23 protein-coding genes are annotated in these 23,730 nt (G+C 54.2%); 5 read left to right on the forward strand and 18 right to left on the reverse strand.

The genetic code is table 11. The features are described from left to right. Positions 1-4: 4 nt before the first annotated feature. From Q4551_RS05110 to Q4551_RS05120, 3 genes are all read right to left on the reverse strand, one after another. Positions 5-868, reverse strand: coding sequence for a type II secretion system protein N (locus Q4551_RS05110; RefSeq protein WP_303432185.1), 864 nt, complete (start codon positions 866-868; stop codon positions 5-7). Between the two features lie 27 nt (positions 869-895). Next, positions 896-1,657, reverse strand: a complete 762-nt coding sequence (gspN, locus tag Q4551_RS05115) for a type II secretion system protein N (RefSeq protein WP_303432186.1) — start codon at positions 1,655-1,657, stop codon at positions 896-898. Between the two features lie 141 nt (positions 1,658-1,798). Next, positions 1,799-2,137 (reverse strand): GIY-YIG nuclease family protein, encoded by a 339-nt coding sequence (locus tag Q4551_RS05120; RefSeq protein ID WP_303432189.1) that lies wholly within the window; start codon positions 2,135-2,137, stop codon positions 1,799-1,801. 67 nt (positions 2,138-2,204) lie between these two features. Here Q4551_RS05120 and Q4551_RS05125 point away from each other — a divergent pair, with 67 nt between their 5' ends. The 4 genes from Q4551_RS05125 to fdxA all read left to right on the forward strand — a co-directional run bounded on the left by Q4551_RS05125 (position 2,205) and on the right by fdxA (position 6,831). Continuing rightward, the gene (locus Q4551_RS05125; protein WP_303432190.1) at positions 2,205-2,912 is read left to right on the forward strand and encodes a hemolysin III family protein; all 708 of its coding nucleotides are present in this window, start codon (positions 2,205-2,207) and stop codon (positions 2,910-2,912) included. A gap of 76 nt (positions 2,913-2,988) precedes the next feature. Beyond that, positions 2,989-3,429, forward strand: a complete 441-nt coding sequence (gene arfB / locus Q4551_RS05130; protein WP_303432192.1) for an alternative ribosome rescue aminoacyl-tRNA hydrolase ArfB — start codon at positions 2,989-2,991, stop codon at positions 3,427-3,429. 279 nt (positions 3,430-3,708) lie between these two features. Next, complete coding sequence (mutS, locus tag Q4551_RS05135) at positions 3,709-6,303, forward strand: DNA mismatch repair protein MutS (RefSeq protein WP_303432194.1); 2,595 nt, start codon at positions 3,709-3,711, stop codon at positions 6,301-6,303. Positions 6,304-6,507: 204 nt separating this feature from the next. Next, positions 6,508-6,831, forward strand: a complete 324-nt coding sequence (gene fdxA, locus Q4551_RS05140) for a ferredoxin FdxA (RefSeq protein ID WP_303432195.1) — start codon at positions 6,508-6,510, stop codon at positions 6,829-6,831. A 144-nt stretch (positions 6,832-6,975) separates the two neighbouring features. On the opposite strand, the gene rpoS is transcribed toward fdxA, so the two are convergent. The 12 genes from rpoS to Q4551_RS05200 all read right to left on the reverse strand — a co-directional run bounded on the left by rpoS (position 6,976) and on the right by Q4551_RS05200 (position 18,308). Further along, positions 6,976-7,899, reverse strand: coding sequence for an RNA polymerase sigma factor RpoS (gene rpoS, locus Q4551_RS05145; protein WP_303432197.1), 924 nt, complete (start codon positions 7,897-7,899; stop codon positions 6,976-6,978). 89 nt (positions 7,900-7,988) lie between these two features. Continuing rightward, positions 7,989-8,903, reverse strand: coding sequence for a peptidoglycan DD-metalloendopeptidase family protein (locus tag Q4551_RS05150; RefSeq protein ID WP_303432199.1), 915 nt, complete (start codon positions 8,901-8,903; stop codon positions 7,989-7,991). 142 nt (positions 8,904-9,045) lie between these two features. Next, positions 9,046-9,951 (reverse strand): DUF368 domain-containing protein, encoded by a 906-nt coding sequence (locus Q4551_RS05155; RefSeq protein ID WP_303432200.1) that lies wholly within the window; start codon positions 9,949-9,951, stop codon positions 9,046-9,048. Between the two features lie 27 nt (positions 9,952-9,978). Next, positions 9,979-10,644 (reverse strand): protein-L-isoaspartate(D-aspartate) O-methyltransferase, encoded by a 666-nt coding sequence (locus Q4551_RS05160; protein ID WP_303432202.1) that lies wholly within the window; start codon positions 10,642-10,644, stop codon positions 9,979-9,981. 13 nt (positions 10,645-10,657) lie between these two features. After that, positions 10,658-11,398 carry a 5'/3'-nucleotidase SurE gene (gene surE / locus Q4551_RS05165; protein ID WP_303432203.1) on the reverse strand — a complete coding sequence of 247 codons (741 nt, stop codon included), beginning with the start codon at positions 11,396-11,398 and terminating at the stop codon, positions 10,658-10,660. Beyond that, positions 11,395-12,495 (reverse strand): tRNA pseudouridine(13) synthase TruD, encoded by a 1,101-nt coding sequence (truD, locus tag Q4551_RS05170; protein WP_303432205.1) that lies wholly within the window; start codon positions 12,493-12,495, stop codon positions 11,395-11,397. The genes surE and truD overlap by 4 nt, the downstream gene beginning before the upstream one ends. A 103-nt stretch (positions 12,496-12,598) precedes the next feature. Then, complete coding sequence (gene ispF / locus Q4551_RS05175; protein WP_303432206.1) at positions 12,599-13,078, reverse strand: 2-C-methyl-D-erythritol 2,4-cyclodiphosphate synthase; 480 nt, start codon at positions 13,076-13,078, stop codon at positions 12,599-12,601. Further along, positions 13,075-13,806 (reverse strand): 2-C-methyl-D-erythritol 4-phosphate cytidylyltransferase, encoded by a 732-nt coding sequence (ispD, locus tag Q4551_RS05180; protein ID WP_303432207.1) that lies wholly within the window; start codon positions 13,804-13,806, stop codon positions 13,075-13,077. The genes ispF and ispD overlap by 4 nt, the downstream gene beginning before the upstream one ends. Then, positions 13,803-14,096, reverse strand: a complete 294-nt coding sequence (locus Q4551_RS05185; RefSeq protein ID WP_303432208.1) for a septum formation initiator family protein — start codon at positions 14,094-14,096, stop codon at positions 13,803-13,805. Before Q4551_RS05185 ends, ispD begins: the two co-directional genes overlap by 4 nt. 69 nt (positions 14,097-14,165) lie before the next feature. Then, the gene (eno, locus tag Q4551_RS05190; RefSeq protein WP_303432209.1) at positions 14,166-15,458 is read right to left on the reverse strand and encodes a phosphopyruvate hydratase; all 1,293 of its coding nucleotides are present in this window, start codon (positions 15,456-15,458) and stop codon (positions 14,166-14,168) included. 75 nt (positions 15,459-15,533) lie between these two features. Next, the gene (locus Q4551_RS05195) at positions 15,534-17,162 is read right to left on the reverse strand and encodes a CTP synthase (protein ID WP_303432211.1); all 1,629 of its coding nucleotides are present in this window, start codon (positions 17,160-17,162) and stop codon (positions 15,534-15,536) included. Positions 17,163-17,384: 222 nt separating this feature from the next. Then, the gene (locus Q4551_RS05200) at positions 17,385-18,308 is read right to left on the reverse strand and encodes a LysR family transcriptional regulator ArgP (RefSeq protein WP_303432212.1); all 924 of its coding nucleotides are present in this window, start codon (positions 18,306-18,308) and stop codon (positions 17,385-17,387) included. A gap of 157 nt (positions 18,309-18,465) precedes the next feature. Between Q4551_RS05200 and Q4551_RS05205 the strand changes: the two genes are divergently transcribed. Further along, positions 18,466-19,083, forward strand: coding sequence for a LysE/ArgO family amino acid transporter (locus Q4551_RS05205; RefSeq protein ID WP_303432214.1), 618 nt, complete (start codon positions 18,466-18,468; stop codon positions 19,081-19,083). A gap of 12 nt (positions 19,084-19,095) precedes the next feature. On the opposite strand, the gene Q4551_RS05210 is transcribed toward Q4551_RS05205, so the two are convergent. The 3 genes from Q4551_RS05210 to Q4551_RS05220 form a co-directional block, all read right to left on the reverse strand. Then, a complete protein-coding gene (locus tag Q4551_RS05210) occupies positions 19,096-20,829 on the reverse strand; it encodes a bifunctional protein-serine/threonine kinase/phosphatase (protein ID WP_303432215.1) in 1,734 nt (577 codons plus the stop codon). Positions 20,830-20,943: 114 nt separating this feature from the next. Next, complete coding sequence (locus Q4551_RS05215) at positions 20,944-21,759, reverse strand: formate/nitrite transporter family protein (protein WP_303432217.1); 816 nt, start codon at positions 21,757-21,759, stop codon at positions 20,944-20,946. A 619-nt stretch (positions 21,760-22,378) separates the two neighbouring features. After that, positions 22,379-23,671: a nitrate regulatory protein gene (locus Q4551_RS05220; RefSeq protein WP_303432218.1), complete on the reverse strand. Its 1,293-nt coding sequence runs from the start codon at positions 23,669-23,671 to the stop codon at positions 22,379-22,381. Positions 23,672-23,730 lie beyond the last annotated feature (59 nt).

Raw genomic sequence — 23,730 nt, forward strand, 5'->3', positions numbered from 1 at the left:
ATCTTTAATTCAGCCTGTGGTTAACGGTAAAACGATCATTGCCGCGTTGTACTTCGATACGCACACTTTCAGTATTCTGCAAGTCAGCCAACAGACTCTGGTCACTGGCCGGATCGCCCAGTGACTGGCCATTAATGGACAACAGCAAATCTCCGGGTCGGAGTTTGAACTGCATCAGGGGAGAGCCGGGTTGTACCCGATACCCCTGACCGCTCCCTTGTGCTGCCAGCCCCATACGACCCAGTGCTTCCAGCGGATCATCCTCCAGCTCGGACGTTGCCAGGTCGACCAGTTCGGTGGCATTACGGACCTTGCTGAAGCGTTCTTTCAACGAGCTGGCGCCGGACCTTGATTTGGCCTCCGGCACCGCCCGCACATCGGACCCCCGACTGGTGTGCTCTTCAAACTTGAGCGTTTCGAGCTTGCCAGCGGTGTCCAGAATGACCTTGTCGGGGTACACCCCGGCCAGGCGGGTGCGGCCCTGTACCGTATCACCCATACGATAAAATTCGCCGGAACGACCGGCAGCCGAGATAATCGCACTGGATAACTCTTCCCGAGAGGACTGATTGATCCCCATCAAGGTTAACTTCAAGCGGGTATCCGGTGCTTCCACCGCTTTTTGTACGACCCGGGGGGCAACTGCCGTTGCCTCGCCAAACAGATGGTAGGCCGCCGTTCCGCGCACCTGCCCATCGTCACTGTCAGTACTTGCCTGAGCCGGCGCTTTCAACACTAACGGCGTCGGGGCGATAACCATCCAGGCCAACTGTGCACTCTGCCAGCTCAATAAAACCGTCAGCACCAGCTTGCCTGTCAGTAATGTCCACTTTTGCCATAACAGCGGCTCTACCACATTCTTTTCCAAATCGACTGCTCCGAATCGGCGCCAAGGTTATAGAATCTTTCGCGACACTTCAAAAATCACGGTGTCTACTTCGGCTTTGTCCGGCCAGGTTTGCCCCAATACATCAATCATCCGGCGTCGTACTGCCACCCCTGCCCAGCCATCGGGCTGTACAAACCCTTGTACCAGCGGCTGGCCTTCAACGGTTGTCACATCCAGCACCGCCTGTTCCTGTGTCATGCCCAGTTGTCCGACCAGCATCGGCACGTCGGCAGAGATACGCTTGCGTTGTACCGGAAATACTGCGCTACCGCCACCAAACACCAGGCGACCATCCAGAGCACTGATTACCCGGGTATCCAGATGGATCACCGCCGACAGGTCGCTGGCTTCGATATTGCCAGACAATTCCACCCGTGACGGTCTCAGCAGCGGCCGTAACAGCTCGGTATCCAGAAAACCATCCAGGCCACGGATATGCAGCGCTTGATCAGCCCCCAGACGAGCCAGACCCTGCAATCGCACGAAAGGTGATGTTAGTGTCAAATCCACTTCGGGTGCCGCCACCAGAAGCGAAGCAGGCGATAAACGCCACTCGGCATCCAACAAACCCAAATCCCGTTGCTCAGCCTGTACTTGCCCGTGCCAGATCGTTCCAGACACAGACCTGACATCAACCGGCAAATTCTTTAGCTCGGGTTCCAACATGCGCCAGACAAAATGTAATGGCGCATTGACGACCAGAAAGATCAAGAAGGCAAACAAACCAAGCAGCAGATACCAGCGAGCTGCCCAAATAGCTGAAAACATGATGATTATTGTGTCCGTATCGCTACAAATTGCATGCCATTCTACTGACAGGACGCCGGAGTCTAAAGCGAAGTTATGACATCCATGTAACAATTACACAATGTGACGGTAACAAACATTCTGCTCCCGTTCGTCTCGTTTCTATAAACCTGCCAACAAACGCCGCCGCATCGCCGCATCGCCAGCAATCAACCGCTCCTTTTGCGTACGGCTCAATTGCTTGGCCCGATACTCAACTTTCAAGGCGACAGACTTGTTTGGCAGTTCCCAACTGAAATCCAGCTGCAAGGGTGCCTTGCCCCGTAACGCCCGCGCCGCCCGCACGCCTCCGGCACTGTGCTCACGGAAACGCCGGATCACATGCGTACTGACGCCACAATACAAGGTATCGTGGCGAGTACGGATAAAATACAGAAACCAGCGCGTGTCGGCAGCACTGGCACCGGCCGCAACATTGGCGTCATACTGTAACTCTGCCATCGATATACTCTCTGCTTTGATCATGACGATGCCGGTGCTATCAGCCCTGCACGTCAAGGAATGCTCCATGACCCGGATACTCGCGCACTCATCTGCCAGCCCCCAAGCCCTTTTTCGTGAGCCAGTCAGCGGCTTTAGCCATCTTGCCGGCGCTCTTCTTTCGCTGGTAGCACTTTATATTCTGTATAGCCGGGCAGCGCAGTATGGCAACCTCTGGCACATTGTATCTTTCAGTCTTTTTGGCATCACCATGCTGCTGATGTTTGCCAGCAGTGCCCTGTACCACCTGGTACAAGGCTCCGGGCAAACAATCACCCGGCTCAAGCGGCTGGATCATATCGCGATTTTTTTACTGATCGCCGGAACCTACACCCCGTTTTGCCTGATTCCACTCCATGGCCCGATGGGCTGGTGGTTGTTTGCAATCGTATGGACGCTGGCGGGATTTGGCGTGGTACTGAAACTGGTCTGGATTACCGCACCACGCTGGCTATCAACTCTGGTGTATGTTGCCATGGGCTGGCTGGTGGTTGTCGCAGCGCAGCCCGCCATGGAACGTATCCCGGTTGACGCCCTGTTATGGCTGGCCGCTGGCGGCGGCTTCTACACCGTTGGTGCAATGATTTACGCTTTCAAGTGGCCCAACCCGTGGCCAGATCATCTGGGGTTCCATGAAATCTGGCATTTATTTGTACTGGCCGGCGTATTCTGTCATTTTTGGGCGATTGCCTTTGGCCTCGCGGATTTACCCGTTCCTCCATCGTCGCCTGCATGAGAAAGCGACCATGACCAATGCGAACAGCAACTCTGCCATCACCACGGGCTGACCCATTCTCAACCAACAGAACGCCATGACTGATTCCGAAACCGAACTGGAAATTTCCAGCCGCCTCTCCATTCCACTGTATCAGATTGACCTGCAAGCCATCCGTGCCCAGGGTGCCGGTGGCCAGAACGTCAACAAGGTATCCAGTGCCATCCATTTGCGCTTTGATATCGGTGCATCGTCCCTGCCTGGTTATATCAAGGAACGCCTTGCCAACATCTCGGACAGCCGGATCAGCAAGGACGGCATCATAGTGATCAAGGCCCAGCAACACCGCACCCAGGAAAAAAACCGCCAGGATGCACTGGATCGTCTGGCAGAGCTGATCCGCAAAGCCACGGTGGTCTTGCCACCCCGGGTTGCTACTCGCCCGACGCGTTCATCACAGCGTAAACGGGTCGACCAGAAAACCCGCCGCGGCCAGATCAAGAACATGAGAGGCAAGGTGAACAAATACGATGGCTAACCAATGAGCCAACGATAAAAACGTTGCATCCTTGCCAGAATCCACCGCGTCAAACAACCCGAATTCCCTCTCGGCCCCATTGCTAGCTGCTCATGCCCCCGGATGCCGCTGGCACGATCCAGCAAGCCGCCGGTCTTCATTCAACAACAGACGGCCACCCTGGTGGTATGGCCTGAACACTGGCAGGTGTTCTAGTGGGGGCTGGTTTGGTAATCTTAGCGGCTCGATTTCCAGCTATCGCTGGCACAGCCTCTAAACCCCTTATTGTCCTCGGTGCGTATGCAAGCCACAGCAAAAAAAGACTCAAAACCCGCTCAAACCCCGATGATGACGCAATATTTGCGAATCAAATCCGAGTTCCCGGACACCATGCTGTTTTATCGCATGGGAGACTTCTACGAACTGTTTTTTGATGACGCAAAAAAAGCAGCGCAACTGCTGGATATCACCCTCACCGCCCGTGGCCAGAGCGGCGGCAAGCCGATACCGATGGCCGGGGTGCCTTACCATGCCGCCGATAACTACATCGCCCGACTGGTCAAACAAGGTGTCTCGATTGCCATTGCTGAACAGATTGGCGATCCGGCCGCCAGCAAGGGCCCGGTAGAACGCAAAGTTGTGCGGGTAATCACTCCTGGCACCCTCACCGACGAAGCCTATCTCGATGAGCGCAGTGACAACCTGATCGTCGCCGTCTGTGCCCAGCACACAACCTATGGTCTCTCGGTACTGGAAATCTCCAGCGGACGTTTTTCGGTACTGGAAGTCACCACCGAGGCTGAGCTACTGGCCGAAATCGAACGCCTGCGCCCGGCCGAACTGCTCTATGCCGAAGACCAGCAGCTACCCGCAGAACTGCCAGCACGCGCTGGCGCACGGAGCCAGTCGCCCTGGCATTTTGATGCCGACAGCGCCTTTCGCTTGTTAACCCAGCAATTAAAAACCAGGGATTTACGGGGCTTTGGCTGTGAAGACATGACCCTGGCGGTACGTGCCGCCGGTGCGCTGCTGAATTACGCCCGGGAAACCCAGCGTAATGACCTGCCCCACGTCCGCTCATTGCAGGTTGAACTGTGTGACGATGCCATTGTGATTGATCCGGCCAGTCGCCGAAACCTTGAAATCGACATCAACCAGCAAGGCGGCAACAGCCATACCCTGGCCTGGGTAATGGATAAAACCGCCACCGCCATGGGCAGTCGCTTGCTGAAACGCTGGCTCAACCGGCCAATCCGCAACCTCACGCTACTGGAGCAGCGCCAGACACTCATCAAACAGTTGTTAGAGACCGGCAGCTGGCAAGACCAGCAACCCTTGTTACGCCAGATTGGTGATATTGAACGGATTCTGTCCCGCGTTGCTCTGGGGTCGGCCCGCCCTCGCGATCTCGCTCGCCTGCGTGATGCCCTGACCGTCTTGCCAGCCGTTCGCAGTTTGCTTGAGCCCGTCGACAGCCTGCTGGCCCAACAACTGTGGAGCGAGATTCAGGAGTTCCCACAGTGGGTTGAACGCCTGCAAGCCGCCATTATCGACAACCCGCCGGTCGTTATTCGAGACGGCGGGGTGATTGCTCCGGGTTATGATGACGAGCTGGATGAGTTACGCGGCCTGAGTGAAAACGCCGGTGATTTTCTGCTGCAACTGGAAACCCGCGAACGGGAACGCACCGGCATCAGCACCTTGAAAGTCGGTTACAACCGGGTGCACGGCTATTACATCGAGATCAGCAAAGCCCAATCCGCCGATGCACCAACTGAATATATTCGCCGCCAGACACTCAAAAACGCCGAGCGCTTTATTACCCCGGAATTAAAAACCTTTGAAGACAAGGCATTAAGCGCCAAAAGTCGTTCCCTGAGTCGGGAAAAACACCTCTATGATCAGCTGGTCATCGACCTGGGTCTGGCACTGCCGGGGTTACAAACCTGTGCCGCGGCACTGTCGCAGCTGGATGTGCTGGTCAACCTCAGTGAACGGGCCGACACCCTGCAGCTGACCTGCCCGACCTTGACCAGTGACGCGGTGATTGATATTCGCCAGGGTCGCCATCCGGTGGTCGAAGCCCTTCTCGACGATCCGTTTGTGGCCAACAACACCCACCTGGATAACCGCCGCAAGATGCAGATTATCACTGGCCCCAATATGGGCGGTAAATCGACCTATATGCGTCAGGTGGCCTTGATTGTCTTGCTCGCCCATATCGGCAGCTATGTCCCCGCCGAACACTGTACCCTGACCACGGTTGACCGTATTTTTACCCGCATGGGTTCGGCCGATGATGTTGCCGGTGGTCGCTCGACCTTCATGGTAGAGATGACCGAAACCGCCAATATTCTCCACAACGCCACCGCCAACAGCCTGGTATTGATGGATGAAGTCGGACGCGGCACCAGCACCTTTGATGGCCTCTCGCTGGCCTGGGCCAGTGCTGCCTATCTGGCCGAAAAAACCGCCGCCTATACTCTGTTTGCTACCCATTATTTTGAAATGACGGCACTGCCGGAGTCTCACCCCCAGGTGGCGAACGTACACCTCAAGGCAACAGAACACGAAGACCGGATTATCTTCCTCCACTCGGTAGAAGACGGCCCGGCCAGTCAAAGTTACGGCTTGCAGGTCGCACAACTGGCCGGCGTGCCCGCTGTAGTGATCAACAATGCACGGCAGCAATTGCAGAAACTGGAACAAGGCAGCTTGCCCCCAACCAGCAGCCCGGCATCGGTGACACCCGGTATTGCCGAGCCACCTCTCCAATCGGATATGTTCGCCAGTGTCCCTTCCGCAGCCGAAACCCGCCTGGCAGAACTGGACCCAGACAACCTGACGCCCCGTGCCGCCCTGGAGTTACTGTATGAACTCAAGCGGCTGGTCTGAGCAGAGCTGACAGACAGGTCGAAAAACAGAGTGTTGCCACCACCACGCAAGCCAACAACCACACCAACCCCTTGTTTGGCTTGCGACCTGACAGACGGATACCTAGAATGAACGCTTATTCCAAGCCTGAGCAAAGAACTCAGGTATCCAACCGATTAGCCTGCGCCAACTCACTGTCTCTGGCGCACCATGAGGAGATATTCCATGCCTTTTGTTGTCACCGACAACTGCATCAAATGCAAATACACCGACTGTGTTGAAGTCTGCCCGGTCGATTGCTTTTACGAAGGCCCTAACTTTCTGGTGATTCACCCGGATGAATGTATTGATTGCGCATTATGCGAACCAGAATGCCCCGCAGAAGCAATTTATTCCGAAGACGAAATCCCGACAGGTCAGGAACAGTTTATTGAATTGAATGCCGAGCTGGCAGAAATATGGCCGAACATCGCCGAGCGCAAAGAGCCGCTGAAAGATGCCGAAGAGTGGGATGGTAAAGAAAACAAAATTGCCATGCTGGAGCGCTAGGGCGCAAGAATCCAGCGGATTATTCGGCCGTATGTCCAGCGGCCACTGCATTCAGTCTGGCCATTGCCAGGCTGAATGGCTTGAACTGCCCCTGTCATTCGCTCACCGCAGGCGGTACGACGAACGAGTGTCAGGGGCGGCGTGTCAGGCTTCGCCGAACAGGGTCTCGGCATTCAATCCCTGACCTTCCATGATATCGCGCAGGCGTTTTAACCCTTCAACCTGAATCTGGCGTACTCGTTCACGGGTCAGATCGATCTCATGACCAACCTTTTCCAGCGTGCTGATATCATGACCTCGCAGCCCGAAACGACGGGATAACACTTCCCGTTGTTTTTCTGGCAGCTCATCAATCCAGTGTTCCAGATTGTTCTGGATATCGTTTTTCTGCAGCTCTTCACCAGGATCAGCACTGCGCTCATCGGCAATGGTATCCAGCAAGGACTTGTCGGGTGAACCAGCCAATGGCGTATCCACCGAAGTAACCCGCTCATTCAGCTTCAGCATCCGTTTTACATCGGCTACCGGCTTGTCCATCAGCAAGGCGATCTCTTCAGCGCTTGGCTCATGATCCAGCTTTTGGGTCAGTTCACGGGCGGCGCGCAAATACACATTCAGCTCTTTCACCACATGAATTGGCAAGCGAATCGTCCGCGTCTGGTTCATGATGGCACGCTCAATGGTCTGACGAATCCACCAGGTAGCGTAGGTTGAAAAACGGAAACCACGCTCAGGATCGAACTTTTCGACCGCCCGGATCAGCCCCAGATTGCCTTCTTCAATCAGATCCAGCAAAGCCAGTCCCCGGTTGAGATAACGGCGAGAGATTTTTACCACCAGACGCAAATTGCTTTCAATCATGCGACGGCGTCCCATCTCGTCACCCTTGATCGCCAGGCGAGCGTAATGCACTTCTTCTTCTGCAGATAACAGCGGAGAGAAGCCAATTTCATTCAGATACAACTGGGTTGCATCCATTGACTTGTAAGTGCTGTCGTCGGTAATTCGTTTTCCGTCCTGGTGACTGTCCGAACCTTCTCGTTCGTCACGCTGCTGTTGTACCGCCATAATCCTTCCCGCCTGTTTAATTCTTTTATTGTACAAAGAGTTAAACATGATCCATGCCAGAACGACTGTTCATAGAATAATTGATGCGGTTAGCGCGCTGGCAAGTACAGCAAGGGATCCACCGGCTTACCGTTTTTACGGACTTCAAAATGCAGTTTCACGCTGTCTGTGCCGGTAGAGCCAACCTCAGCAATCACCTCCCCGGCCTTGACCTGATCTTTTTCCTTAACCAGTATGCGGCTGGCGTGGGCATAGGCGCTGAGATAGGTTTCATCGTGCTTGATAATCACCAGGTTGCCGTACCCCCGCAGTCCCTGACCGGCATACACCACGGTGCCTCCAGCGGCGGCAGACACCGATTCTCCCTGCACTCCTGCCAGATCAATCCCCTTATTGACGGGTTTTGAGGTCGAAAATTGAGCCAGTATCTTGCCAGGCACAGGCCAGCGCCACGCAGCACTGCTAACCGGTTCGGTGGTTACCGGTGTGACGACAATCGGTACCGGAGCAGTGGCAACAGGAGTGGTAGCAACAGGGCCGGAGACCACCGGTGTTGAGGGTGTTGAAACAACAGGTGTCGACGTAACAGTGGTTGAAACAGCCGCTGGCGGAGCCGTCGGTGCAGAAATAACGGGGGCTGGTGCTGCAGGTGCCGGTTTACTGACGCTGGTAGAAGCAGACGGTGGATTACTCACGGCAACGGTCGATGACTTCGCTCGAACGTCAATTTTCTGACCCGGAAATATCGTATAGGGACTGGAAATACCATTGGCTCTGGCCAGACCTTGATAATCCAGACCGTAACGCCAGGCAATGGAGTAGAGCGTGTCGCCTTTTCTAACGACATGATAGCCTGACGAATTATTGACGCTCCCGGTCGGCTGATAGATCGAGCCTTCAGAGCCGCCGAATTTTTCTTCGGTGGAAATAAAGCCGCTGCCTGAAGAGCAGCCAGCCAGTGTGCCAATAATCACGGCGACAATAATCACAGTCAGGCGTTTCATGGTGTTTCCTGATTGGTTGGTTCTTGACACCTTGGAGTGACAGATTTTCATTAGCAGGCGCACGTTGAACCAGTCTAACGACACAATGTAATAATAGACCCTTAACCCCTGACGGCCGGTTCCGGCCATCAGCAAAGATGAGTCAGTCGGCATCACCTTGACGTTTGGCGACCCATTCAAGCAACAGCACCGTCGCCAGCCCGGCCACCATCAACAACAGCGCCAGCAGTAAATCGGTACCGATATCTGGCAGAATATTCTGCTGATACACCGGCACTGTCTCTCCTTTGCTGTTCAGGCGGGTGGTCAGCGTTTCTTTCCAAGGCCAGACCTTGACCAACGAGCCGATCATAAATCCCGTCAAAATCGCAAAGGTTGCCTCTCGCCAACCGGCCAGCAACCAGCTGAGAAAGCGGGAAAAACTCAACAGTCCGATCACGGCTCCAGCACCAAACAGAGCCATAATGCCCAGATCAAAACTTTTTAATGCCCCCAGAATCGGTTCGTACAACCCCATCAACAATAAAATAAAGCTGCCGGATATACCCGGCAAAATCATGGCACAGATAGCGATACTCCCCGCCAGAAAAACCACCAGCGGTGTGGCTTCAATCGAGGTTGGAGCGGCCATGCTGATCCAGCCTGCCACCACGGCTCCTGCCGCCAGTAATAACAGAGTGGGCGCATTCCATTGACGAATCTCACGGCCAACATGCACCACCGACGCGATAATCAAACCAAAAAAGAAAGCCCACAGCCAGACCGGGTAATGCACCAGCAAATAATGAATGCCTTTGGCCAGGCTCAGAAGTGCAGTCAGCACCCCGGCTCCCAGAATAACCAGAAAGGTGCCATTGATATGCAGCCAGGCGGCTTTCGGGCCTTGCTTGAACAACAACCTCACCGCCTCGGCATCGACCTTGCGGATAGAACCCAGCAACTGATCATAAATACCGGTGACAAATGCGATCGTACCGCCAGAGACGCCAGGAACCACATCGGCCGATCCCATCGCGATACCTTTCAGAAACAGCCAGAAGTGGTGCATGTAAAATCCTTGTTAACAAAGGGAAAACTAACGCTGAATCCCGGACAGAAAAGGGACAAACAGCACATCTTCCAGAATCTCAGTGACAAAGGTGTCACCATCACGGGTAATCAGAGTCAGTTTTTGCTGCTCACCCCCTACTGGAATCACCATCCGGCCGCCATCGACCAGTTGTTCCTGTAGCGCACTGGGCACCTGTTCCGGGGCCGCGGCAACGATAATACCGTCAAACGGGCCTTTTTCTGGCAGTCCCCAACTTCCATCCGATAATGAGCAATGGATATTACGGTATTCCAGTTCAGAAAGACGGTTTCTGGCACGAGAAAACAGTGGTTCTATGCGCTCAACACTGAAGAGACGATCCACCAGCGGTGACAAGACCGCCGCCTGATAACCACAGCCGGTTCCAACTTCCAGTACCCGCCCAAGACGTTGCTGATTACCCAGCAGGATTTCCGTCATCCGGGCCACGGTATAGGGCTGACTGATGGTCTGACCATAACCAATAGGCAAGGCAGTGTCTTCATAGGCCCGATGTGCCAGGGCTTCATCGATAAATACATGCCGTGGCGTTGACGCTATCACGCTGAGCACCTGCTCATTACTTACACCCGCTTCCCGTAAGCGCTGCACCAGCCGATTCCGGGTGCGCTGGGATGTCATTCCTATTCCACTCAGTTGTTGCGTATCCAACCACCTATCTCCATTAACCAAGCACTGATTGCATATGCTCCAGCACCGCATGCCGAGTCATGTCCATTTGAATCGGGGTAATCGAAACATACCCCGCTTCTATTGCAAAAAAATCGGTTTCCGGCCCGGCATCCGCGACAGCACCAGCAGCAGAAATCCAGTAACACTCTTTACCCCGCGGATTGGTCGCCAACACCGGATTATCCGAACGGTAGCGATGACCCAACCGGGTTATCCGATGACCTTTCAGTTCAGCGTATGGTCGATCCGGCACATTGATATTGATCACCGAGTGCGGAGGCAGCTGCAGCTGTTCCAGTTGGGGGAACAATGCCACCAGAACACGGGCAGCAGTATCAAAATGCTGTTTGCCCACCAGGGAAATCGCAATCGGTGTCTTATCCAGAAAACGACCTTCCATCGCCGCTGCCACGGTGCCGGAATACAATACGTCATCACCCAGGTTGGCCCCGGCATTGATGCCTGAAACCACCCGTTCACACTGATCGCGAAACAGGGCGTTGGTGCCCAGATGCACACAATCCGTCGGTGTACCGTTAACGCAATAAAAGCCGTTTTCAAGTAATACCGGGTGTAACGGGCCATCCAGTGTCAGGGAATTACTGGCACCGCTGCGATCACGATCCGGGGCAATCACCGATAACTCATGGCCGGCCTGTTGCAGATATTCCGCCAGAGTCCGCAACCCCGGTGCATGGGCACCATCGTCGTTGGAAAGCATCAACCGGCTCATGGGATTTCTCCTGCTGCTGTGGTGTCGATAACAGCCGCCGCCATGCGGTCCGGCTCACGGACTGTCAGTACTTCTTGTAATAGTGACGTCGCATAATACCCGGCTCCCAGCGAAAAACAGACTCGCAATTGCAATGTCTCGTCATCACATTGCTGCCATTGCCAACTCATGCGCTCCGGTTTCACCACCAGCGCTCGCCGCTCCTGGCTCAAGCCGCTGTGTTCCAGAGCATCCAGTACGTCGCTATAGGGGGCCAGGACTTTTGCTTCAAACGCCAGCGCCTCCTCCGTGGCCAGCGAACGGCCCCGCCCCCACATAGGTGCGGTCGTCTCACCGGCTGGAGTCAGGGGTTCGCCCAACATGGGCGTTGTCCAGTCACCGGCAACGATTCGTGCTGCCACCACCTGATTAAACATCCAGGATCGAACAGCCGATAGATAAAGGCCTTTTTTATTGGCATTCCGTACCCGGATTTCACGGCGCAACATGGCCACCCCCTGAGGCACATTCGCACCGCCATGACCAAAACGCTGGGCACCAAAATAGTTGGGGTAGCCCCGGTCACGAATAGCGGTCAGGTTGGCGTCAATCGCTGCCTGGGAGCCTTCGACCTCACGGAGCAATAATTCAAAACGGTTGCCCAGCAAATCACCCCGGCGTATTTTTTTCGAGTGGCGCTGCTGCTGCATCACACGGAATTCATCGTGCTGCAGGGCCAGAAAGTCCGGCGTCTCTCCCTTGGGAAAATACACACTGAACCACTGGCGGGTGATCGCATAACGGTCCTTGAGGCCGGCAAAACCGACATCCATATCGCGTACACCTGCGTAACGCGCCAGCTCCGACGCCACCCATGCGGTATTGGCTCCACGCTTTTCGACCCACAGCCAGATATGTTCACCTTCTCCCTGAGGCAAGGCCAGCGGCAGCTCATCAACGATAAAGTCCTCCGGCACCTGCTTGAGTATGCCGTGGGCAGCGGTGTCCGGTAAGGATGCAGGCCAACCAATGGGCCAGTGATGGTTCGCCGTGGTGACGTCAGGTTCTGCTGATGAAGCAGAAGCAGGAGCAGCAGTGCTATCGATGGAATCAGTCAAAGAATCAGTTACTCAGTTATCAGTTCTGGTAGCCACCGGGGCCAAACCAAAGAAGTTAAAAAAGACGGTCGATTATATACTTGCCAACAGCCATAGCCGGAGATTATCCGGGCAGCGCAAGAATCAGTGCCACAGCATGCACCGCAATGCCTTCCTTGCGGCCCACATACCCCAGCTTCTCGGTGGTTGTGGCTTTGACGTTGACATCATCCAGCCGCACATTCAGGTCTGCGGCAATCAATTGACGCATCCGGGCAATATGAGGCGCCATTTTCGGGGCCTGGGCAATAATCGTAATATCCACATTGCCAATCCCATAACCTCGGTCAGCCAACAGACTCACCACGTGTTGCAACAGCAAACGGCTGTCGGCACCGGCCCACTGTGCATCGGTATCCGGAAAATGCTGGCCAATATCCCCCAGGGCAGCAGCGCCCAGCAGTGCATCGGCTAACGCATGTAAGGCTACATCCCCATCCGAGTGCGCCTTGAGGCCCTGATGATAAGGAATCGTAACGCCTCCCAGGGTAATACAGTCACCGTCCTCAAACGCATGAACATCAAAACCGTGGCCAATTCTCACAACGCACCTCGTTTATTGATTGCCTGGTCAGACTCTGAGGTCTGCTGTAAATAAAAAGCCACCAATGCCAGATCGGCAGGACGAGTGACCTTGATGTTATCTGCCCGGCCTTCGACCAGCCTGGGCGCATACCCCAAGTGTTCAACGGCAGAGGCTTCATCGGTCACCGCCAGACCTTCAGCCCGGCAGTACTCCAGTGCCTGGATCAATAACCCCAGCGGAAACACCTGTGGTGTCAGCGCATGCCAGAGCTGTTCCCGCTCCACCGTGGCGACAATATCGGCCTGCCCCTGGGCGTTGATCCGGCCACGCTTCATGGTATCGCGGGTCGGGCTGGCCAGAATGGCACCGGGAAAACATAACGCTTCCAGCAAGGCGTCCAGATCACTGTGCTGCAGGCATGGACGGGCCACGTCATGCACCATCACCCAGTCATCTTCTGCTGCCAGTGTCTGCAAGGCGCGCAAGCCGTTTAATACCGAGTCACACCGCTCCGCTCCACCACAGGCACGCAGAATCCGCGCATCATCAGCAAATTCACTATCAGACCAGTAAGGATCGTATTCAGACAGCACCAGCACCAGGCGTGTTATGCCCGGATAGGTCAGCAAGGTATCAAGGGTATAGTCCATCAGCAGGCGCTGATTCAGACGTAAATATTGTTTCGGGCGATCGGCCTGCATACGGCGGCCAACCCCTGCGGCAACAACTAATGGCCAGATCGTCATGGTTGTGGCTCAACAAACAGGATCAGGGTTTCGCCATCTTGTACCAGACCAAGATCTTCACGGGCCTTTTCTTCGAGAATGGCACTGCCATGGCGTAAATCGTCGACTTCCAGTGTTAACTGATCGTTACGGCCTTCCAGTACATCGATATCTTCGGCGATACGGTCAATCAGATGAGCCAGCGTCCGGCTGGCCAATATACCACTGTCATCCCACCAAATGCGGTACTGGAGCACCAGTACCAACAGGGTACCGGTGAATAACATGACTCGCTGGGTCGTAGTGCTCATGGTATTTCCGGAAGTCAGGCGAACAAAAACCGGGCAATCGCCCGGCTTTGTTATTTGATCAGGTGTCGATTACTGACCCTTGATCTCTTTCAGGCCATTATAAGGGGCCTTGGCACCCAGCTGCTCTTCGATTCGCAACAGGCGGTTGTACTTGGATACACGGTCAGAGCGACACAGCGAACCGGTCTTGATCTGGCCAGCACAGGTACCCACGGCCAGATCGGCAATGGTGGTATCTTCCGTTTCACCAGAGCGATGCGAGATCACTGCAGTGTAACCGGCGTCCTTGGCCATTTTAATGGCTTCCAGTGTTTCGGTCAGAGAACCGATCTGGTTGAACTTGATCAGGATGGAGTTGGCAATGTGCTTGTCAATACCTTCTTGCAGAATCTTGGTATTGGTAACAAACAGGTCGTCGCCAACCAGTTGCACCTTGGCACCAAGTTTTTCAGTCTGGTATTTCCAGCCATCCCAGTCGGACTCATCCTGGCCGTCTTCAATAGAGACAATCGGATACTGTTCGCACAGGTCGTACAGGTAATCCGAGAACGCCTCTGCAGTGAAGACTTTACCTTCGCCTTTCAGATCGTACTTGCCATCTTTGTAGAACTCAGAAGAAGCACAGTCGAGTGCCAGAGTGATGTCTTTACCCAGTTCGTAACCGGCTCCGGCAACCGCTTCCTGAATGGCGGCCAAGGCATCGGCGTTGGAGGCCAGATCCGGAGCAAAACCACCTTCGTCACCAACAGAAGTGCTCAGGCCTTTGTTGCCCAGCACTTTTTTCAGGCTGTGGAAGATTTCAGCACCGGCACGTAACGCTTCAGCAAAGCTTGCAGCGCCAACAGGCTGAACCATGAATTCCTGAATATCGACGTTGTTGTCGGCGTGCTCACCACCATTGATGATGTTCATCATGGGTACTGGCATGGAGTACTGGCCAGCGGTACCGTTCAGATCAGCAATGTGTTCGTACAGTTCAACACCCTTGGACACAGCCGCCGCTTTGGCAGCTGCCAGAGACACGGCCAGAATGGCGTTAGCACCCAATTTGGCTTTGTTGTCGGTACCGTCCAGCTCGAGCATTTTTTCATCCAGGGCACGTTGCCCGGTTGCGTCCATGCCAATCAGAGCGGGCTTGATAATGTCATTGACGTTAGCAACGGCCGTCAGTACGCCTTTGCCCAGGTAACGGCTTTTATCACCATCACGCAGTTCAAGTGCTTCACGAGTTCCTGTTGATGCGCCAGAAGGAGCACAAGCGGTACCAAAAAAACCGCCTTCGAGGGTAACATCCGCTTCAATAGTCGGGTTACCGCGGGAATCCAGCACTTCGCGTGCCTTGATGTCTACGATCTTAGCCATAAGGTTTCTCCATGAGTAAATGGCAAATTGGATGCCCTGACCCGGCTCATATGTGCCGGGCAGGATTGCCGGTCGTTATATTTTTTCTTTGTGGATCAATGCTGCATTGATAAAGGCCGAAAACAGGCCATGGCCATCACGGGGAGTGGACGTAAATTCCGGGTGGAACTGACAACCCACAAACCAGGGATGATCAGCCACTTCGATTACTTCTACCAGCTCACCATCAACCGAGCGGCCGGAAATCCGCAAACCCGCGGCTTCCAGTTCCGGCACCAGGGATGAGTTCACCTCATAACGGTGACGGTGACGTTCCAGCACTACATCCTGACCGTAGGCCGCCGAGGTAGTGGACTCAGGCAGCAGAACACATTCCTGCCCGCCCAGTCGCATCGTGCCACCCAGATCGGAGGCTTCGCTACGCACTTCGGTTGTACCTTCAGCGGTCGTCCATTCAGTGATCAAACCCACCACCGGATGCGTCGTCTCTGTGCTGAATTCTGATGAGTGGGCGTCTTCCCAACCCACAACATGACGAGCAAATTCAATTACCGCCACCTGCATGCCCAGACAGATACCCAGATACGGTACCTTGTTCTCACGAGCATACTGAACCGTACGGATCTTGCCTTCGACACCGCGATTACCGAAACCGCCAGGCACCAGAATGGCATCGACATCCGACAGGATTTCCACCCCTTTACGTTCCACATCTTCGGCATCGATATAACGGATATGGACTTTGGCGCGATGATGGATACCGGCATGATCAATCGCCTCAATCAGCGATTTGTAGGCATCCAGCAGATCCATGTACTTACCGACCATGGCAATGGTGACTTCTTTTTCCGGGTTCAGCTTGGCATCGGCCACCGCATCCCACTCGGACAAATCAGCGTCTTTACATGACAGGTCGAATTTCTCAACGATCAGATCATCCAGCCCGGCTTCGTGCAGGTGTCGTGGAATCTTGTAGATGGTGTCGGCATCTTCCAAAGGAATCACCGCCCGCTCTTCAACGTTGGTAAACAGCGCAATCTTGCGCAGAGCAGAGGCTTCGATCTTGTGATCGGAACGGCAAATCAGCACATCCGGCTGCAAGCCAATGGTGCGCATTTCCTTTACCGAGTGTTGGGTCGGCTTGGTCTTGGTTTCACCGGCAGTGGCGATATAAGGCACCAGCGTCAGATGAATGGACAGCGCCCGGCGCGAGCCCATTTCAACCTTCATCTGCCGCACCGCTTCCAGGAACGGCTGCGATTCGATATCGCCCACCGTGCCACCGATTTCAACCAGCGCAATATCCGCACCTTCAGCGCCTTCCAGAACCCGGCGCTTGATTTCATCGGTAATGTGCGGGATCACCTGCACGGTTCCGCCCAGGTAATCGCCACGGCGTTCCTTCGCCAATACATCGGTATAAATACGGCCAGTGGTAAAATTGTTCCGGCGCGACATCGTCGTGCGAATAAAACGTTCGTAATGGCCAAGGTCGAGGTCGGTCTCAGCACCGTCCTCGGTTACAAACACCTCTCCGTGTTGGAAAGGGCTCATAGTGCCAGGATCGACGTTGATATAAGGGTCCAGCTTGAGCATAGTGACCTTAAGGCCACGGGCTTCCAGAATGGCAGCCAAAGATGCAGAAGCGATGCCTTTCCCCAACGAAGAAACAACACCACCTGTGACAAAGATAAATCGTGTCATAGAAGGTCCGCGAAATAGAGGTGATAAATCAAAACGGAAGGTGCAGAACCTTCACTTGAGATGGGAGGGCAGGTTAACAGATTCGGCAATTCGGGTAAATTTGTTTAGGCTCGTTCCTGGCAGTTAAGTCACGGTAATTTCCTGAACAACCCTGGAGTTGGCCGTTTTTACCCCGTTTAACCGCCCCTCCCGGCCTCCCCCTTTTCAGGAGGAAGAAATTTATTACTCCCTCCCCTTGCCAAGGGGAGGGCTGAGGGGGATCAGGCAATCCCGTGCCGCAGCGACCACGGCTTCTCTTAATCCACGCATCACCGGGCTTTCGGTTTGCCAGTAGTGCCAGTACAACACCACATCCAGATAGTAGCCGGGCACCACGTCCACCAGCGTGCCGTCTTCAAGATATCGGGCTACTTGCAGTTGCGGCATCATGCCGTAGCCAAGGCCTTCCAGCGCCATACGCACAAAGCCTTCGGAGGTCGGTGAAATATGGTAACGCTGCGGCTCCGGTTGTTGCGGGCACAGCGCCTGCAAAAACCGGTGTTGCAGACGGTCGTCCTGGTTGAAGATCAGACAAGGCAATTGTGCCAGTGGCGGCTGCGGCATTAACAGCGGCTGCCCGGCCCCATGCCGCGCTACAAAGTCGGGGCTGGCAAAGGCGCGGTAACGGAGGATGCCAAGTGACTGTAATAACCCGCCATTCACCGGGGTATCGGCGGCGCAGATACAGGCCATGACTTCGCCATTTTTCATCCGTCGCAAGCCAACATCCTGATCGTCGACCAGCAGTTCAAAATCCATGCTGTGACTGTCTGGTGCGGCAGCCAGCGCCGGAACCAACCAGGTATCCAGCGAGTCGGCATTAACCGCCAGCCGAATCCGCACCGCCTGGCCTTGGTCGCCTTCGTCCAATAACAGGCCTTGTTCCAGCTGCTGCACCTGTTGCCGATGGTTGGCGAGGCGCTGTCCCAGTTCGGTAGGTTTGGGTGGTGTGGTGCGCAGCAAGACTGGCTGGCCGAGTTTGAATTCCAGCTGGCGAATACGTTGGCTGACCGCCGATTGGCTGATGTTCAACCGTTGTGCTGCGCGTTCAAAGCCGCGGGTTTCGATCACTGCGACCAGCGCTTCCAGCGCACGATAGTCAATCATAAGCTTCTCTAATATCTCATTAGATTTATGATTTGGACTTATATCAGTTCTCTCCTTACTCTGCCACGCATCTGCTCGCCCAATGCCGTCAGCGGTACAGCGATGGCGAAGCGAATTTCTCTGTGTGGCGTTTTTTGAGTACTGGAGCACCCTGCCTGTGTCTGATCTGTTATTGAGCCTGCAACCGGCCATCACCGGTTTTGCCATTACCACTGGGTTGATTGTGGCCATCGGCGCACAGAATGCCTGGGTGTTACAAAAAAGCCTGCGTGGCGAAAATCCCTGGACGATTGCCAGTGTGTGTACCCTGCTGGATGCCTTGCTGGTGTCTGTGGGGGTGTTTGGGCTGGATTATATCCAGTCACTGCTCCCCTCTCTGGTGCCGGTGCTCACCTGGCTGGGAATTGCCCTGCTGCTGTGGTTGGCGTTGCAGGCCTTTGGCCGGGCGCTGCAAGGCGGCAATAGCCTGGTCGCGGCGGCGGCATCAGAGCCGGTCAGCCCGTGGCGCAGTGCCGGTCAGGTGATGGCGCTGTCGTTGATCAATCCCCATGTTTACCTCGATACCGTGGTACTGATTGGCAGTGTCGGGGCACAGCAGAGTCATCCGGGGCTGTTTGTGGTGGGGGCTGCTTGCGGCTCGGCCAGCTGGTTTATCTTGCTGGTTGCCGGTGCCAAAAAGCTGCGGCCTCACTTGAGCTCTCCTTATCACTGGCAGGTGCTGGATGTGATTACCGGGGTGATTTTGCTACTGGTCGCCCTGACTCTGCTGCCCTGACCCGAACAGCCGTTAGCCAACCAGTAGTTGATGAGCAAGCAAAATCAGTAACAGCAATTCCAGCGCGGCGGCACTTTGCCAAAAAAGCACCGGATTACGCGCCATCAGCGGCGGCCGTGTCTTGTTTAAAAAATTCTGGTTGGGGGTACGCAAGTCGTGCACAAATTCAAAGATATCCTCATAGCGTTTGTATGGATCGATGCATGTCGCTTTCTGGATGGCGTCGTCTACCCAGGCCGGGACTTCCGTATGTTCATCGACCAGTATGCTGCGATAGCGTAGCCGTTTTTGAGCCGCAACCGACTGGCAACGCGCCACTTCGACCCCGTAGGGAAATTGGCCAGTGAGCATATGATAGGCAAGCACGCCGAGAGAAAACTGGTCTGATTGCAGCTGCCCCCGTTGCCCCAAAAAGTATTCCGGGGCCATATACAGTGCGGTGCCGGGAAATTCATTGCTGTTATCCAATCCGATTTCTGCCAGCCCCCGGACAATGGTGGAGCCGAAGTCGATAATCATCAGCCGCCCTTCGGCATCGATCATCACATTGTCGGGCTTGATGTCCTGGTGCAGCATATCCAGCCGATGAAACGCCCGTAAGCCACGGGCAATCTGATCAATAATATGGCGGACTTGTTCCAGGGTTGGCCTGGGGTTGTCTTGCAGCCACTGCGTCAGGGTCTGGCCTTCAAAGTATCGACTGGCGATGTACAGGTATTGGCGCGGCTGCTCTGGCACATATGGCTGGATAACATGGGCATTCTGGATGCGTCTGGCAATCCACTCTTCCATCATCAGCCGCTCCAGATAACCGGCATCCTGTTGCAGCTCGCCGGATGGCAGTTTCAAGACCACCCGGTCGTTGCTTTGCAGGTGACGGGCCAGAAAGACGTGACTGCGGCTACTGGTATGCAGGTTACGAATAATCCTGTAACCGTCGAAGGTCATGCCGGGTTCCAGCCCTGGTGGCAGAGCCAGGAGAGACATATCGTGCAGCAGCGATGCCTGCTTGCGATCAGGGAGCGCCGTCACCCGGATTAACTGGATACTCAGGTTGTCATCGCTGCCGTTATCCAGTGCTTGTCGGGCAATCAGGGTGGCGGCGTGATTCAAATCGTCCGGATATTGGTGGATGGTTGCGCGCAGGTATTCCGGGGTGACATATTCATACACCCCGTCGGTGGCAAGAATAAAGACATCGTTTGCTTGCAGGCTGGTGTGGCGGTAATCAATCTCGACCTGTTCGCTCATGCCAATGGCCCGCGCCAGATAGCTTTTCTCAGACGACTCCCAAAGGCGGTGATCGCTGGTCAGCTGCTCCAGCGTCTGCTCTCTCAAGCGATAGATACGACTGTCACCAACATGGAACACATAGCCATCACACCCACGCAAAACCAGTGCGCTTAGCGTACAAACATAGCCCCGGTTGATATCAAACCGGAAATCACTGCGCTGGTTTTTTAAATACAGGCTGCCATTGATTGCCCGTATTACCTGTTCACCCGAATGTTGTGCCGTCCAGGCTTCCGAGGTTCGGTAATAGTCTTCCAGAAACGTATCAATGGCTGTTTGGCTGGCAATATGGCTGACGTTACTGCTGCTGATACCATCAGCAATAGCGGCGCTGACGCCCTTGAATGCCAACAGAGAAGGTGCCGGTGTCACCAGTCCCAGGCTGTCCTGGTTGCTGTTTTTAAGGCCTTTATCGGAATACTGGCCAGCAGCAATGCATAGGTCATGCGCCATGCATGGAGTCCTTTTTATATTTAATGGGGACATATATGTCCCCATGAGTATTGCCACCTGATTAAAAGAGAGCCATTACCTCCCTTTTAATCAGAATAGACAATCCGTCGTGAATCAGGAAACCAGAGGACGTTTTGAACTTGTGCGTACGTGGGTGTAATACAGCGGCAAACCAACAAACAGGAAGCCCCCAATCAGATTACCCATCACTGTCGGCAGTTCATTCCAGATCAGATATTGCCCGATGGTGAAATCACCACCCATGATCATGGAAAACGGGAACAAAAACATATTGACGATCGAGTGCTCAAAACCGAGGAAGAAAAACACCATGATCGGCATCCACATGGCGGCTATTTTGCCGGTGACAGACGTCGATATCATCGCCCCCACAACCCCCATGGAAACCATCCAGTTACACAGCATGGCGCGGATAAAAATGGTAAACCAGCCGTCAACACCATGAGCGGCGTAACCCAGTGTACGGGACTCACCAATGGACGATACCTTGGCTGCCAGAGCACCACCGTCGGTGTTGTAGCCATACGTCAGAACAAAGGAAATCATAAAGGCGACAGCCAGCGCACCACCCAGGTTGCCCAGAAAGACCAAACCCCAGTTACGCAGCAATTGTTTGATATTACAGCCGGGGCGCTTGTCGATCAACGCCAGCGGAACCAGCGTGAAGACCCCGGTCAGCAAGTCAAATTTCATCAGATAGAGCATGACAAAACCAACAGGAAACATGCTGGCACCCAGGAATGGGGAACCACTTTTCATCGCTACAGTAATGGCAAAAATGGCCGCCAGGGCAAGGGTTGCACCGGCCATAAAGGCGCGTATCAGAGTGTCCTTGGTGGACATGAAGATTTTCTCTTCACCGGCATCGACCATCTTGGTCACAAATTCGGAAGGCGCGAGATAGGACATATCAAATTCCTTGGGTTCGGTAGGTATTGCGTTACTGTCGATACCTAATGATTTGGTTCATGTGCCAAAGGGCGACCATGAAGACTCAGATCACGAAGTTGAGTAACTGCTGACGCTTGAACCTACCCGAATAAGGTGTTTTGACATGCTATGGAGCACGACGTGGCACCATCCGCTGGCAAAAAGTCAGGGAAGTACTCAACGTCGTTGTTTTCAGTGCTGTGCATCATCATTGACCCACAGTCTTGGGATCTCCAAGCATCTGGCGTGCCATTTATCATAAACTATTGATTTTGTTTGGTTTATTTAAAAAATCAGGCAAATAATACGTTCACACACCACTGGCAGTGCTATTTTTGGATTATTTCAGGGCTTGATTTCCCCCAGGCGCTCCATCTGTGTGCACCAGCAGAATATGCAACTGCTGCAGCCGTGACCACATGGAGTTTGGCCCGGCGGTTATGGCGTCCAGTGGTCTGACTCCTGGGTAGCCGTGCCATCAATCGGTTATCAGTCTGGCCAGGAAAGGAACAGCGCATATCCCGGTACTGCTGGTACTGCTACATGACCGGGTATTGATCGATGGCCCGGTATTGAGCTTGGTCTTGGTATAAAGAGTTTATTCCAGAGAAGTACTGTCGCCGTCGTTCAGTTGCAGCATGTCGGAGACGCTGATGATATTACGGACGATATCGATAATGCGCTTTTTGTTGTCCATGGCGGACTGGCGAATCTGGCGATACGCTTCTTCTTCGTTGATATTCTGATTTTGCATCAGCAAGCCTTTGGCCTTTTCGATCAGTTTGCGCTCATCCAGTGCCTGACGTGCCTGTCTTAATTCATCTCTCATGGCTTCCAGGTGTTCAGCCTGACGCTGTACCAACTCGGATATTGAACTGGCCACGTTAGTATTAAATCCGGGCGTCATGGTCAGCTTGACAGGGTCGTTAATGGAATCAGGAAAGGAAGACAACACCGATGTGGGCGGCTCATCGATATCTGTCAGTTCCCGAACATGATTGTCATGCAGCCGAAGATCCTCTTCTGCCTTGGCAATTTTTTGCTGGCAAAGGTGAAACAGATCCGCTTCCAGCTCCTTTTCAATCGCCCGCATATCATCAATCCGATGTGTCGACAGCTCGTACCATACTTCGCTGATTGCGGTTGGCAGGGTGTCGTTATGACTGAAGCGGGCAATCATATTACGCAACTTGTTGAATTCGATGGCAGCCTCACTGCTTTCTGCCTGCCGCCATTGATCAACCGGCATGACCTTGGCCTGGCTGGAAAAGATATCAAAACAACGTTGCTGAGCATCCTGAAGCGTCTTGATATGTATCTGTTGTTTTTTGGTGAATTCTCCCATGGCAAAACCGATAACGCCCAAGGCTCGTTCCTGACCGGAATATTCCTTGCCTTGCACAAAATTGAACATGGCCACCAGTGCATGGGTGATATCCGGGTCGCTGACACTGCCGGCGGCTTCGAACACCACACTCAGCAAACCGGAAATCGTACGGTTAAAGAGCCGGGTATTCTCATCCGCGGTGAGTTTTTGCGCATTAATCTGAAGCCGTAATGCGGGTAATTCATCCAGACAATGCAATACAAAGGACAAGGACCGGAACAGGCGGGCAGACGAGGGAGAATCACTATCCAGCTCCAGCAACGACAAGGCTTCCCGAAAAACACATTCTGCTTGTTTGGTGGCTTCCAGTTCATCGAGCCGTTGGCGGGCAAAACGTTGGCCATGGGATACCAGATAAATATTCGACAAGCCACGTTCACGTTGCAGCTCATGAATCAGATCCGTGACCCAGGTGACCAACCCACTGCTCACCAATAATTGTTTCAGAGTACTGATCTCAGCACGTTTAGCCGCCAGCAGAAAGTCTTCACTCGTTAATGTCATCTGGAATCACTGTATGGTTTTGAGCTTGACCCGGAAGAATAACAAGGGCCGCCATGCTT

This window comes from Oceanobacter sp. 5_MG-2023 (assembly GCF_030548165.1).
Taxonomy (GTDB): Bacteria; Pseudomonadota; Gammaproteobacteria; order Pseudomonadales; family Oceanobacteraceae; genus Oceanobacter.